This is a genomic window from Desulfoferula mesophila (genome assembly GCF_037076455.1).
Classification (GTDB): domain Bacteria; phylum Desulfobacterota; class Desulfarculia; order Desulfarculales; family Desulfarculaceae; genus Desulfoferula; species Desulfoferula mesophila.
Map to the genome: position 1 here is coordinate 537005 of NZ_AP028679.1, position 12321 is coordinate 549325.

Annotated in this window: 12 protein-coding genes; 9 read left to right on the forward strand and 3 right to left on the reverse strand. The window is 60.2% G+C overall.

Annotated features, from left to right (window positions below):
* The first annotated feature begins 102 nt into the window (after window positions 1-102).
* From AACH32_RS02480 to AACH32_RS02520, 9 genes are all read left to right on the forward strand, one after another.
* Complete coding sequence (locus AACH32_RS02480) at window positions 103-966, forward strand: branched-chain amino acid ABC transporter permease (protein ID WP_338605108.1); 864 nt, start codon at window positions 103-105, stop codon at window positions 964-966.
* Entirely contained in the window at window positions 959-1957 is a 999-nt protein-coding gene (locus tag AACH32_RS02485) for a branched-chain amino acid ABC transporter permease (protein WP_338605110.1), read from the forward strand. The genes AACH32_RS02480 and AACH32_RS02485 overlap by 8 nt, the downstream gene beginning before the upstream one ends.
* Window positions 1950-2714: an ABC transporter ATP-binding protein gene (locus tag AACH32_RS02490; protein WP_338605112.1), complete on the forward strand. Its 765-nt coding sequence runs from the start codon at window positions 1950-1952 to the stop codon at window positions 2712-2714. Before AACH32_RS02485 ends, AACH32_RS02490 begins: the two co-directional genes overlap by 8 nt.
* 2 nt (window positions 2715-2716) lie before the next feature.
* The gene (locus tag AACH32_RS02495) at window positions 2717-3433 is read left to right on the forward strand and encodes an ABC transporter ATP-binding protein (RefSeq protein ID WP_338605114.1); all 717 of its coding nucleotides are present in this window, start codon (window positions 2717-2719) and stop codon (window positions 3431-3433) included.
* Between the two features lie 48 nt (window positions 3434-3481).
* The gene (locus tag AACH32_RS02500; RefSeq protein ID WP_338605116.1) at window positions 3482-4810 is read left to right on the forward strand and encodes an aspartate aminotransferase family protein; all 1329 of its coding nucleotides are present in this window, start codon (window positions 3482-3484) and stop codon (window positions 4808-4810) included.
* A 10-nt stretch (window positions 4811-4820) separates the two neighbouring features.
* Window positions 4821-5561 carry a 5-oxoprolinase subunit PxpB gene (gene pxpB, locus AACH32_RS02505; RefSeq protein WP_338605118.1) on the forward strand — a complete coding sequence of 247 codons (741 nt, stop codon included), beginning with the start codon at window positions 4821-4823 and terminating at the stop codon, window positions 5559-5561.
* Window positions 5551-6525: a biotin-dependent carboxyltransferase family protein gene (locus tag AACH32_RS02510; protein ID WP_338605120.1), complete on the forward strand. Its 975-nt coding sequence runs from the start codon at window positions 5551-5553 to the stop codon at window positions 6523-6525. The genes pxpB and AACH32_RS02510 overlap by 11 nt, the downstream gene beginning before the upstream one ends.
* A 1-nt stretch (window position 6526) precedes the next feature.
* The gene (locus tag AACH32_RS02515) at window positions 6527-7306 is read left to right on the forward strand and encodes a LamB/YcsF family protein (protein WP_338605121.1); all 780 of its coding nucleotides are present in this window, start codon (window positions 6527-6529) and stop codon (window positions 7304-7306) included.
* Window positions 7307-7470: 164 nt separating this feature from the next.
* Window positions 7471-8580: an NADH:flavin oxidoreductase gene (locus tag AACH32_RS02520; RefSeq protein WP_338605123.1), complete on the forward strand. Its 1110-nt coding sequence runs from the start codon at window positions 7471-7473 to the stop codon at window positions 8578-8580.
* Between the two features lie 160 nt (window positions 8581-8740).
* On the opposite strand, the gene AACH32_RS02525 is transcribed toward AACH32_RS02520, so the two are convergent.
* The 3 genes from AACH32_RS02525 to AACH32_RS02535 form a co-directional block, all read right to left on the reverse strand.
* Window positions 8741-8974: a hypothetical protein gene (locus tag AACH32_RS02525; RefSeq protein WP_338605125.1), complete on the reverse strand. Its 234-nt coding sequence runs from the start codon at window positions 8972-8974 to the stop codon at window positions 8741-8743.
* A gap of 433 nt (window positions 8975-9407) precedes the next feature.
* On the reverse strand, window positions 9408-10196 hold the full coding sequence (locus AACH32_RS02530) for an MBL fold metallo-hydrolase (RefSeq protein ID WP_338605127.1): 789 nt from the start codon (window positions 10194-10196) through the stop codon (window positions 9408-9410).
* 245 nt (window positions 10197-10441) lie between these two features.
* Entirely contained in the window at window positions 10442-12067 is a 1626-nt protein-coding gene (locus AACH32_RS02535; protein ID WP_338605129.1) for a DUF1254 domain-containing protein, read from the reverse strand.
* Window positions 12068-12321 lie beyond the last annotated feature (254 nt).

The following is a 12321-nucleotide window of genomic DNA, read 5'->3' on the forward strand; positions in this document are numbered from 1 at the left end:
TGAGGGCTATCTACGCTGCTTCAGCGTGTTGTCGGCCGGCGCCCCTTCGCCGGGGCGCCGGCCGATTCGAATCCCTGACCTCAAGGGTAAGCGGTTGACAACTTGACGACACAGATGTTCATGCAGATGGCGGTGACCGGCCTGGTGCTGGGCTCCATCTATATGTTGGTGGCATCGGGGCTAACCCTGATCTACGGCATCATGCACCAGGTGAACATGGCACACGGCGTGTTCTTCATGCTGGGGGCCATGGCAACCTATTACGCCACTGAAATATTGGGGCTGCCCTATTTCGCAGCTCTCCTTTTGCTGGTGTTGATTTTTCCCTTCATCGGGGCGGCGTTTGAGCGGGCCATATTCCGCAACATCCGCCACATATGGTTAGCGGGCTACATGGCCACGGTGGGCGTGTGGATGCTCATGGAGGGCCTGGGCTGGCAGGTTTTCGGCACCGAACAAAAATCTGTTTCCTTCCCCGTGACCGGCCTGATCAAATTGCCGGGTGGGGCGGTGCTGCCGGCCAATAAGATGTGGGTATGCCTGATCGCCATAGCCATCATGATAGGAGTCTACTATCTGGTGGGGCGCACCGCCTTGGGCCGGCAGCTGAGGGCGGTGGAGCAGAACCCGCGCGCCGCCCAACTGATGGGCATCAACTCCGACCGCGCCGTGTCCAAGGGTTTCGCCCTGGGGGTGACCCTGGCCGCCCTGGCGGGCGGGCTGGTCAGCACCTTGTACTCGGTGGACCCCTCTTGCGGCTCCACCCCCATGCTCAAGGCATTCATTGTCATCATCCTGGGAGGGCTGGGCAACGTCACCGGATCGGTGATAGCCGCCTATATCCTGGGATTAATCGATTCCTTCGGGGGCAGTTTGTTGGGGGCCCAGGCCGGCCACTTCATGGGTTTCGGGCTGGTGATCCTGATTCTCATTTTCAAACCGGCCGGGATCATGGGCGATGAATAGCAAACTGACTCCATATTTGGTCGCGCTGGGAGTAATGGCCCTGTTGGCCTTGTTCCCGTTGCTGGTCAAGTTGGTTGCGCCGGAAATGTGGGAACTCACTGCCCACATAGGCATCAAGATCCTGCTCAACGTAGGCTTTGGCCTTTGCCTCTGGCTGATGCTCCAGGCGGGGGAGTTGAGCTTGGGCCAAGGCGGTTTCATCACCATCGGGGCTTATACCACCGGCATCTTGGTGGCCAAGTACAAGCTGATAAGCATCGTATGGCTGGGCTATTTGGCCGGGGCGGTAGCGGCGGCGATTCTGGCCTTAATGCTGGGCTACCTCATCGTTCACCTAAAGCGCATCTTTTTTTTGTTAGTCACCTGGTCCTTTGCGGAGATGCTGCACCCTGTGCTCACATCTTTTGACCACCCCTTCGGCGGGGCCATGGGAATAATCGACATCCCGGGCCCGGAAGGCCTATCCCTGTTCAGCGAGACTTGGACCGGCTATTACTACATTGCCCTGGTCTACGGCTTCGCGGTGTTGTGGATAGTCTGGCGGCTGGCCGGTTCCAAAATCGGCCTAATCAACAAATCTATAGGTCAAAACGATACCCTGGTCACCTTCTGCGGCCTCCACGTTCGCAAGTACAAGGTGATGGTTTTTGTGGTGGGTTGCTTTATCACCGGTATTGGCGGTGGCATCCTGGCCAGCTATCTCTCGGCCATATCGCCCGAGACTTTCACCTTTTTCACCTCGTTGGATATCATCATGTTCAACCTTATCGGCGGCATGGGGACTATGGCCGGCCCCATAGTGGGCGCGGTGATCTTGTCGGGCCTCAACGAATACCTGTTCGCAGTAGGCTACTGGCGCATGGTGGTCTACGGCCTGATCATCATCTTCTTTATCACCTTGCTACCCGGCGGCATGGTCTCCCTACCCGCGGTGGTGCGCGCCAGGTTCAGCCGCAAAGTCGAGAAACAGGAGGCTGCCCACCATGGCTAACGGCGACATCCTGCGGGTGAACAAGGTAAGCAAGAACTTCGGCGGCCTAGTGGCTTTGTCCGAGGTGAGTTTCCGGGTTAAACAAGGGGAGTTCCTGGGGCTCATCGGGCCCAATGGGGCGGGCAAGTCGGTGATGGTTAATCTGATCAGCGGCATGTACAAGCCCAACAAGGGTAACATCGAGTTCGACGGCTTGGTCATCACCGGCATGCGCCCCGACCGGATCATCAGGATGGGCCTGAGTCGCACTTTCCAGCACTCCACCTTGTTTTTCGATCTCACGGTCCGGGAAAACATAATGATGGGCGTGCGGGAGATCGGGGACATAGGGTTGGCCCAAGCCATCCTGCAATCCGCCGGCGCCCGGGCAAAGGACCAGGTCATAGGCCAACGTGCCAAGGAAGTAATGCAGCTATTGGAACTGGAGGGACAGGCCGAGGAGAAGGCGGCCAATCTGCCCTACGGCCTGCAAAAGGTGGTGGCCATCGGCATCGCCATCGCGCCCCGGCCCAAGGTGCTAATCCTGGACGAACCCCTCACCGGCCTGGTGGCTGCGGAGGTGAATCAGGTCATGCACCACATAGCGGGCTTGAACCGACAAGGCATGACGATCTTTATCATCGAGCACAACATGCGGGCGGTGATGAGCTATTGCGCCCGTATCATGGTGTTGAGCTTTGGGAACAAGATCGCGGAGGGCACGCCCTCGGAAATCCAGAAAAACCCCGACGTAATAAATTCATATCTGGGGAAATAAGCGTGGCCTTGCTGGAGTTGAAAGGTGTTGTGGCGGGCTACGGCCCTGCCGTGGCTCTGCATAAGATCAACCTCTCCCTTGAACAGGGGCAACGCGTTTCCTTGTTGGGCGCCAACGGAGCGGGCAAGAGTTCCATCGTCAACGTGATAAGCGGCCTGTTGCCCATTCGCTCTGGCGAGGTTTGGTTTGAAGGCGAAAGGATCGACGGGCGCCCCGCTTACCGGGTGGTGGAACGGGGCATAGCCCAGATACCTGAGGGCCGCCTGATTTTTCCCAAGATGAGCGTCTGGGAAAATCTGGAACTGGGCTCTACCGCCTTGCGGGACAAGGAGGTCAAGGACGTCCTGCTCAAGCAGGTGTTCGATCTATTTCCCAGGTTGGCCGAGAGGCGCAAACAGCTTGCCGGAACCATGAGCGGGGGGGAGCAGCAGATGCTGGCCGTGGGCCGCGCCATGATGTCCCGGCCCAAGCTTATCCTTTCCGATGAAATTTCCATGGGTCTGGCCCCTCTGGTGGTGCGCGATATCTACGACACCCTGCTTAGGATCAACCAGGAGTGGGGGGTGACCCTGCTCATGGTCGAGCAGGAGGCCAGGCTGGCCCTGGAGGTGGCCGACACCTGTTACCTCCTGGAATCGGGGACCATCGTGGCCTCGGGGCCGGCCGAAGAAATGGCCCGAAGCGAAGTGGTGCGCAAGGTTTATTTGGCTGAGGACTAGGACTTACCTAGCCTTTTGAACGGGCTCGGTTGCAGGGGAGTATCTGAAATGCCTGGGGCAAAGAGTTCGGTTTTTTCCCGTCGCCTCGGCCAGCCGCTGCCGGTGGCTGTCTCCAGCGAGGGCGTTTGGATCGTCGATGCCGAAGGGAAGCGCTACCTGGACGCCTCCGGCGGGGCGGTGGTGGTCAACCTGGGCCACGGCAGGGCCGAGATAGCCAGGGCCGTGGCCGAGCAGTTGGGCAAGCTTTCCTACGCCCACCCCACCATGTTCACCAGCCCGCCGGTGGAGGATCTGGCCACTGCCTTGTCCGTCCACACCCCCGGAGACCTGAACCGCTTTTACTTCATGACCTCCGGATCGGAGGCCAACGAGACCGCCCTGAAGTTGGCCCGGCAAATCCACCAGGCCCGGGGCGAGCATGACCGATCCGTTCTCATATCTCGGTGGCGCTCCTACCACGGCTTGACCATGGGGGCCCTGGCGGCGGCCGGGCGCCCGGCCTTCCGCGTTCCCTTCATGCCCATGCTCCACGACGCGGTGCACATACCTCCACCCTATTGCCTGCGCTGCTCCTACGGCTTGGAGCATCCCTCATGCGGGTTGCGCTGCGCCCTGGCCCTGGACGAAACCATCCAGAACCTGGGCCCCAAGGTGGTCTCGGCCTTTCTTGTCGAGCCGGTCAGCGGGGCTACCCTGGCTGCGTGGCCGCCACCCGAAGGCTATTTGCAACTGGTACGGGAAATCTGCAGCCGACACGGGGTGCTCTTGATCTTCGACGAGGTCATGACCGGCATGGGGCGCACCGGCGACTGGTTCGCCGGTTGCCGCTATGGGGTGACCCCAGACATTATGACCCTGGGCAAGGGGCTCACCGGCGGCTACCTGGCCTTGTCGGCCGTAGCGGTGACCCAGGAGCATTATGCGGCGGTGGAGCAAGGCCTGGGCGCCTTCAGCCATGGCGGCACCTACAGCCATCACCCGGTGGGCTGCGCCGCCGGCTTGGCCGCGGTGCGCATCCTGGAGCAAGAGAAGCTCGTCGAGCGGGCCGAGGCCATGGGGCGCTTCCTGGGCCAACAGCTGCGGGAGCACCTAGCCGACTCTCCCTTCGTGGGCGACGTGAGGGGGGTGGGCCTGCTATGGGGTGTAGAGTTGGTGGCCGACAAGAAAACTCTACGCCCCTTTGCCCGGAGCGAAAAGGTGGCCGAACGTCTTTGGCAACACCTTTTCGAGCAGGGAGTCATCTTGTACAAGGCGGTAGGTTTGGCCGGCGTGGATGGAGACGCCTTGGTAGTGTCGCCGCCGTTTATCATCAACCAGGAACAAATCACCCTGGTGGCCGCCGCCATTAAGGAGGCCATCAGCGAGGTGCTGGGTTAATCGATCGAGCATGCTATACCCGAAACCCCAACTAAAGCCATCCGGGGACCGAGCCCTGCGCATCACCTTCGGGGACGAGCGCAGCCTGGAGGTCAATCGGCCGGTGCGCGCCTTGAGTGCCATGCTCGAGTCGCAACCCATTCCGGGCTTGCGGGAGATGGTCCCCACCTACGCCTCCTTGACCGTGCTCTACGACCCGGACGCTGTCGCTTTCCAGGAGCTGAAGTCGCGCCTGGCACAGATGGCCGAAGACGCCATGCGCCACCAGGACGCGGAAAACGCGGGGCGCCTGCTGCGTATCCCGGTTTGCTACCAGGGGCCTTGTGCGCCGGACATGGAATATATTTGCGGCTATACCGGCCTAGGCCCCCAGGAAGTGATCAGCCTGCACACCCAGGAGGCCTATTTCGTGTTTCAGCTCGGCTTCACCCCCGGCTGCCCCTTTATAGGCCCTTTGCAAGAGCAACTGCACGTGCCCCTGATGCAGTCGCCGCGCACCAACACCCCCAAGGGGGCGGTGGCCATCAGCGTGGGGCAAACCGTGATCTATCCCCGGGCCACCCCGGGGGGCATGCGCATAGCGGGCAGCACCCCGGTGCAGCTGTTCCAACTCGATCATTCTGACCTTACCCTGTTCAAGCCGGGGGATCGGGTGCAGTTCGCCGCGGTGGACGAAACTGAGTACCGGGCTATCCAGGCGCGGGCCGTGAATCTGTACGATGGGGTGGAGATCGTGAAAGATGACCGATAATCCACCCGTCACCTACCTCACGGTCCTGCGGCCCGGGGCCCTGAGTTCGGTGCAGGACCTGGGAAGGCCGGGTTATCAGAGACTGGGCATCGCCGAGTCCGGCGCCATGGACACTTATAGCCTGGTACAGGCCAATCGCCTTTTGGGCAATCCCGATGGCGTGGCGGTCCTGGAAATGACCTTGGTGGGCCCCAAGCTGCGCTTCGAACGGGAGGGGGTTTTCGCTCTCACTGGGTCCGACCTGTCCGCCCAACTGGACGATGAAACGCTCGTGCCTGGCCGGGCCCACCGCGCCGCGGCGGGCCAAATACTTAGGTTCGGCCCCCGGCGCAACGGCATGCGCGCCTACCTGGCGGTCCCCGGCGGTTTTGCCGCCCCTTTGGTGCTGGGGAGCCGCTCCACCTATATCTACGCCGGTTTCGGGGGACCAGAGGGCCGGGCCCTGCAAAAGGGCGACCAACTTAAATGCCTGGCCGATCCCGCCTGCGCCGCGGCCTCGCCGGAGCCCCTGCCCGGAAATTTGCGCTTGCCACCGGACGGCCCCCGCGTCCTGCGTGTGATCATGGGTCCCCATGAGGACCGCTTCACCAGCCGGGGCCTGGAGACCTTCCTCAACTCCAGCTTCCGCGTCACCACCGAGTCCAACCGCATGGGCTACCGGCTGCAAGGGCCGCCCATAGAACACTCCAACGGCCCCATAGTGGTGAGCGAGGCCACCCCCCTGGGAGCCATACAGGTCCCGGGTCAGGGGCATCCGGTGCTGTTGCTCCGGGAACGCGGCACCACCGGAGGCTACACCAAAATCGCCTGCATCGTTTCGGCGGACATCGACACGATTTGTCAGGTGCCGCCGGGCGGCGAACTTACTTTTAAAACCGTGGGACTGGAACAGGCGCAGCAGGCCGAGCGGGACCGCTGGCGGGCCCTGGACGCCTGGCGCCCACCTCTGAAGCGAGGCGTTTGAAATGAGCGTGATAGATCTCAACTGCGACCTGGGTGAAAGTTTCGGGCCCTACCGCATGGGTTACGACCAACAGGTGATGCAGCACATCACCTCGGCCAACATCGCCTGCGGCTGGCACGCCGGAGACCCCGTGGTTATGGACCGAACCGTGGCCATGGCGGTGGAGCTGGGCGTCAGCGTGGGGGCGCACCCCGGCTATCCCGACCTCATGGGCTTCGGACGGCGCCACATGGAGTGCTCATCGGCGGAGTTGCGCAACTACGTAATATATCAGGTGGGAGCCCTGGAGGCCTTTTGCCGCCTACACGGGGTGGGGCTCAGCCATGTAAAACCGCACGGCAAGCTGTACCTGGACTGTCTGGACCGTGAGGAGCAGGCCATGGTAATCGCCCAGGCAGTGTACGATTACAACCCCGAGCTCATATATGTGGCCTTTGCGGGTCAGCGGGGCGAGGTGATGCGCAAGGTGGCCGCCGAAGTGGGCCTCAAGGTGGCTTTCGAGGCCTTCCCCGACCGGTCCTACACCCCCGATGGCAGGCTGACTACTCGCGATACCCCCGGCGCGGTGGTCACTGATCCGGACCAGGTGGCGGAAATCGCCTTGCGCGTGGCCACGGAACAAAAGATGATCACCATCGACGGCAGTGCGATCGACCTGGAGGCGCAGACCCTCTGTGTGCACGGGGACACGCCCACCGCTTTGGATCTGGTCAAATCCATCCGTAAGAAGCTGACCTCGGCGGGTGTGACGGTAGCTCCCATGTCACGCTTTCTGAAATAACTGGACCAGTTGAACAGAGCCGAGTTGAAACCCGGGCCCTTCGACCGGGCTCCGGCCGGGCCTGGTCCGGCCAAAGCGGAGGTGGAACCCGGAAACGCCGTAGCCTTGCCCTGGCTGACCGTGTCCCCAACCCAATGCAAAGCCAATTCTAATGTGTAGATGTAATGAGCGGAATAAATAAACTGTTCAGTCCCTGGCATCTTGGTGGGCTGGTGCTCCCGAACCGCCTAGTGCGTAGCGCTACCTGGGAAGGTATGGCGGATGCCCATGGCATACCTGGCACCCGGCTGGGAGATTTGTGGGCCGACTTGGCCTACGGCGGAGTGGGCTTGATCGTTGGCGGTTATATGCATGTCTTACCGGAAGGACAGGGTCTACCGGGCCAGACCGGCATCTTCGACGATCAGCATGTTGAGCCTCTGGCCAAGTTGGTGGAAAGAGTGCACCAGGCCGGAGGCCTCATTGCTGCCCAACTGGCTCACGCCGGGAGACACACCCATGCCAACTGGATCGGTCGCCAGCCTCTGGGTCCAAGTGGAGGCTACAACCAAGCGCTGAAGGAAGAAATTCGAGAAATGGACTCGGACTATATAAAAAAGGCGATACAGGCCTTCGGCCAGGGCGCTCGCCGGGCCAAGGAAGCTGGCTTCGATGCGGTGCAGTTACATGCGGCTCACGGCTATCTGATTAACCAGTTCCTCAGCCCGGCCTTCAATCAGCGCCAGGACGAATATGGCGGCAGTTTGGAAAACCGGGCCCGCTTTTGCGTAGAGGCTTACCAGGCGGTCCGCGCCGAGGTGGGCCGGGAGTACCCGGTTTTCATCAAAATGAACAGCGATGATGGCGTGCCCAGGGGATTCACCGTGGACCAGGCAGTGAAAGTAGCTCAGGAACTGGCCAATAAGGGAATGAACGCCATCGAGGTGAGCGGTGGGGTTGCCGGTGGTGGTAAGGCCCACCGCAACGGCCCGGGACGGGTGGTGGGTGGCCCCGAAGAGGAGGGCTATTTTTTGGACAATGCCTTGGTGATCAAGGAAAAGGTGAAGGTGCCGGTGATCAGCGTGGGAGGCTGGCGGAGTGTGGGGCGCATAACCGAAGCCCTGAACCGGCTGGATGCCATCGCCATGAGCCGGCCCTTGATAAAGCAGCCCGACCTGCCCGCTCTCTGGCGGGCAGGCGATGAGTCTCCGGCCAGTTGCGTCTCCTGTGGCAAGTGCCTGGCCACCGGACAGCAGGGAGGAATTTACTGCGCAAAGGGGCACGAGATACCTTAACAGCCGGCTTTTCAACACCGCTCGGCGCCGAGGCTTCAGCTGAGGTTGTGGATTATCGGCCGAGTAGTTGACCTGCTACACTTCTAACCCTGGTCTTGATTTCAAGTCAGGAGTTGGGCTTGGGGAGAGATTTCGACGATGGCTACGGGTATCGGCAGGGCTAATTGGACAGCTTAGGCTCCATTGATTTGATTTCTTCCATCGTGCTGAGGGACTTTTCGGCCATTTCCCGGAACGGTGAGTACCCGTTCCACAGGTTGGCATATGGGTAGGTAGCCTGAAACGGGTCGATGCTGCTCAGATCCTTGGCCACCAGGAAGCAGTAGGGCCGGGCGATCCCGTCAGCCGGCTGGGCAATGCCGTGGCCCTTGGCCGCCATCTCATGGGATAACATCACCTTTTCTCGGTCTAAGAGCGGGAATATTTGCCTTTCTGCTTCTTCCCGGTTAGCTTCCACCCAGAAACAGTCTATGGGCTCGGCATTCCAACGCCGCTCCCTGTAAGTGCATCCGGGCCAGTACCACCTGATCAACAAGGCATATTCCCTTTAAGTTCAATTAATTATATCATGCCTGCCTTAGGCCACTTTAAGTTCAGCCGTCGCCCACAGCGGTTCATTCCCGGTACCCGTTGGGGACGCCATAGAATATCGCGGGGTTCAGCCATTGGGCTGGGCCCCGTTTTGTTTTGGTGAAGCAGGTGGTGAAGTAGGGTTAGATGCGTGGGGTTGTATAAGTCGTCGAGGTCATCTGTTTGAGCGATGCACGAGAACTTTAGGGGATCATCAAACTCACCCCGTCGACCGGCAGATTAGGTTCTGGCTGGTTCTAGTTCTCCGTTTGACCCATCATTTGATCCAATACCGCCTGGTTGGGGGCTATAAAAGGTTTCGAAGCCGGAACTAAAGCCAGCGTGTCCAGGAATTTTGCGGTCATCCTCGATGCCGGTGGCAAGTGGGCCGACAATATGCTCTTCGGTGCAAGTTGGCGGAGAGTGTCGAGTTGCCGCGCAAACACCTCCGGAGGAATCGCGTGAACCCAGGGACAATCTCCGCTGGCCCAACTGAGCATCCCTTGCGCCAGTGCGTCCTCTTTCAGGTCATCGGCATCTTGCGCCAAGGTGGGGATGATGGCCCCAAAACAGTCGGCGGAGAAAAAAACATCCGACTTGTCGTCGTAAATACCGATGGTAGTCGGGTTGTCAAACAGGGGCGGTCTGATCGCGGTCAACTTGCGGTCTCCCGCCGATATGCCATCGCCGTGGTTAAGCCAATACACGCGATCCATGGGGACCGGCCAAGCAGCATTCATACGCATCACCGCGAGCGCGTTGGCCGCGAGTCGGGCCTTGGGTGCGGCTTCAAGAATTTTCTGAATGCTTCCGGTGTGGTCCGAGTCATCATGGGTAATCCACACCCACTTTAGCTCCTGTGGATCCACGACCATCCGCAGCGTTTTCATGAACTCATCACTATCTCTTCCCGTTCCCGTATCAACCAGGACCGGCTCATCGGCCTTGATGATAAAGGCGTTGACTGGGAGATACCCCATTCCGGGTAGTGGGACGTGAGAGGGGAGGACCTCGATATCCGGCGTAAATTCAAAAGCCTTGTCCATCTCTAATCCTCTTGGTTTGAGTTCCGTGAATTATCCCTTATTCGCGATAAGCACCATGCCGTTTCATCGTGAATGGAGGTGATCCGGGCGCTTGGGAACAGCCGATACCCTATGGCGATCATTGGGGACAGCTTGTGCCCGCTTGGACGCGAAGCGGGCAGCGCCTCGGGAGGAAATGGAGCCCAAAGAGCGCAGCCTTTCAACTCCGTTCCCTCCGGTTAATCACTTGTCCTGGTCCGCATCTTTCACTTCACCAACTCGATCTCGCCCGCCCGCCAAGCCTTGCTGAAGAAGGTTTCCTCCGGCCCGTACAGGCGCAGGACGGTAAACCAACCCTTGCCTGGCACCGACTGAACCCAGTTGCCCCGGGCCACGCCCTTGGGTTGCTGGGGAGCGATGTAGATCGTCGTGGAGCCATCGGAGCCCGCCTGAGCTGCAGGTGAGGGGTAGGTCTGGCTGCCGGCGCGAGGGAAACGCTGGGGTGTGTCGAGCATGGAGCGCGACTGGTTGTCGTAGAGTGTCAGAGACCAGAAGTTGGCGGCCGGAATGCCCTTGGGCAACTTCAACCGGTAGGTCTTGGTTCCATCGAGCAGCCGGCCCGCGGAGTCGGTGAAGCCCACGAGGTATTGCGAGCCCATCCTGGGTATGCGCATTATCATGCCGGGCGAGTCGAAGGTGTAGGCGTAATAGAACGCGGTGCGCGAATCGAGCGTGCGGGCTCCTGTCGGGGGATACGGCTTGAACATCCCCTCCTTGGTGTACTCCGGCGGCGGGGTTTCGAAGAACGCGCCGCCCTCGAACATCATGTTCATCCACATCGAATTCCGGTAGTACGTCCACTCCGGATGCATGAGTGCGTAGCGCCAGTTGAGGGTGCGCCCCGCCGCGTTGCCCACCGCCGCGGCGTCGGTGAGGATTTTTTTCATCCGCGCGTCGGGCTTGAAGGGCTTGCCGTGCACGATGCCGATGGCGGCAAGTTGCCCCGCGAGTTCCACGTCGTAGCTGGTGGCCGGCTCGCTCTGAAAATTCTCGTTGATCATCTCGAAGAAGCCGTAGCCGCTGGGCGGAATGGTGTTGAAGGCCTTGCCGCTGCCTTCGATGAACTTGGTTTCGAGAATCGGCGGGTTGCCGCTCAGACGAACCTTGCCCTCCAACGCGGTGGCGATGCTGGTTCCCATGCCGCCGGGCTGATAGGGGTAAATCTTGAGGTGCTTTTTGACGTTGGCCACGGCGGGGGCCGGGTCGCTGTTCACCAGGACGGAACGCGCCATGTAAATCACGCGGTTGGTCTTGGTGTGGGCAATGTAGTATCCGCCTTCGGGCAACGGGCCGGTGTAGCCGGGCGGCACGAGCAGGTACTTGCCGCCTTGCCCGCGATCCGGTCCGGGGCCGCCGATGTCGATAATCCAGCTGAACCACATGTCGTTGATCGTGCCCAGGCCCATGGGCGGCTGTTCGATCACCATCGGCCCCTGGGACAGGTTGACGATCGACATGTAATAAAGGGTGTCGCAGTTGCCCGTGAGGAACAGCGATTTGCTGTCCATCAGTTTGGAAAAGATGGTGACACTGTTGTCCGGGGCTCCGATGCTTTGCAACCCCTTGGCAATACCGTACGCCGAGGCGCCGCGAAAACTGTTGTTGTACACGGCCAGGGCGTTGTTGAAAGCGAGCGCGTCACGCACCTTCTCGGCGGTCGCCATGCTTGGCGCGCCGTCTTGGAACTCCAAGAGGCCGATGCTCGACTGCGTTTTATCCGGGGTGATCAACTCAGGAGGTATCACGGTGGCCGTCTGAGCCGCGACAGAGCCTGGCATGGCCAGTGCGAAAAAAAAGACCAGTAGCGCCAAAGGCCTAATAATTTTTGCCATTGGTCTCTCTCCTTCTATGGAGGTTTTTAAGGGAGCCTTAACGCCTCATAGCTAAAAGTGATCTTGCGCGTGAGTCACAGACAGGTTGTTAAGCCAGCATCTTAGGTTGGAAGGCCATCGCCCTAACTTACACACTACATTTTTTTCGGGAATTTTTGCGGGAAATCGTGTTGCTGCATTATTGCGGGTCGTAACGAGGTAAAGATCTGAAATAAATATAATTATTTGATGGGGCGTCATGCTCCTGGTCAGAT

What these genes read in the sequence shown, in the direction of transcription:
- AACH32_RS02525 (WP_338605125.1), bottom strand. Translation starts at nt 8,974, where the DNA reads ATGTTATCCCATGAGATGGCGGCCAAGGGCCACGGCATTGCCCAGCCG.
- AACH32_RS02530 (WP_338605127.1), bottom strand. Translation starts at nt 10,196, where the DNA reads ATGGACAAGGCTTTTGAATTTACGCCGGATATCGAGGTCCTCCCCTCT.
- pxpB (WP_338605118.1), top strand. Translation starts at nt 4,821, where the DNA reads ATGCTATACCCGAAACCCCAACTAAAGCCATCCGGGGACCGAGCCCTG.
- AACH32_RS02535 (WP_338605129.1), bottom strand. Translation starts at nt 12,067, where the DNA reads ATGGCAAAAATTATTAGGCCTTTGGCGCTACTGGTCTTTTTTTTCGCA.
- AACH32_RS02515 (WP_338605121.1), top strand. Translation starts at nt 6,527, where the DNA reads ATGAGCGTGATAGATCTCAACTGCGACCTGGGTGAAAGTTTCGGGCCC.
- AACH32_RS02510 (WP_338605120.1), top strand. Translation starts at nt 5,551, where the DNA reads ATGACCGATAATCCACCCGTCACCTACCTCACGGTCCTGCGGCCCGGG.
- AACH32_RS02485 (WP_338605110.1), top strand. Translation starts at nt 959, where the DNA reads ATGAATAGCAAACTGACTCCATATTTGGTCGCGCTGGGAGTAATGGCC.
- AACH32_RS02500 (WP_338605116.1), top strand. Translation starts at nt 3,482, where the DNA reads ATGCCTGGGGCAAAGAGTTCGGTTTTTTCCCGTCGCCTCGGCCAGCCG.
- AACH32_RS02520 (WP_338605123.1), top strand. Translation starts at nt 7,471, where the DNA reads ATGAGCGGAATAAATAAACTGTTCAGTCCCTGGCATCTTGGTGGGCTG.
- AACH32_RS02490 (WP_338605112.1), top strand. Translation starts at nt 1,950, where the DNA reads ATGGCTAACGGCGACATCCTGCGGGTGAACAAGGTAAGCAAGAACTTC.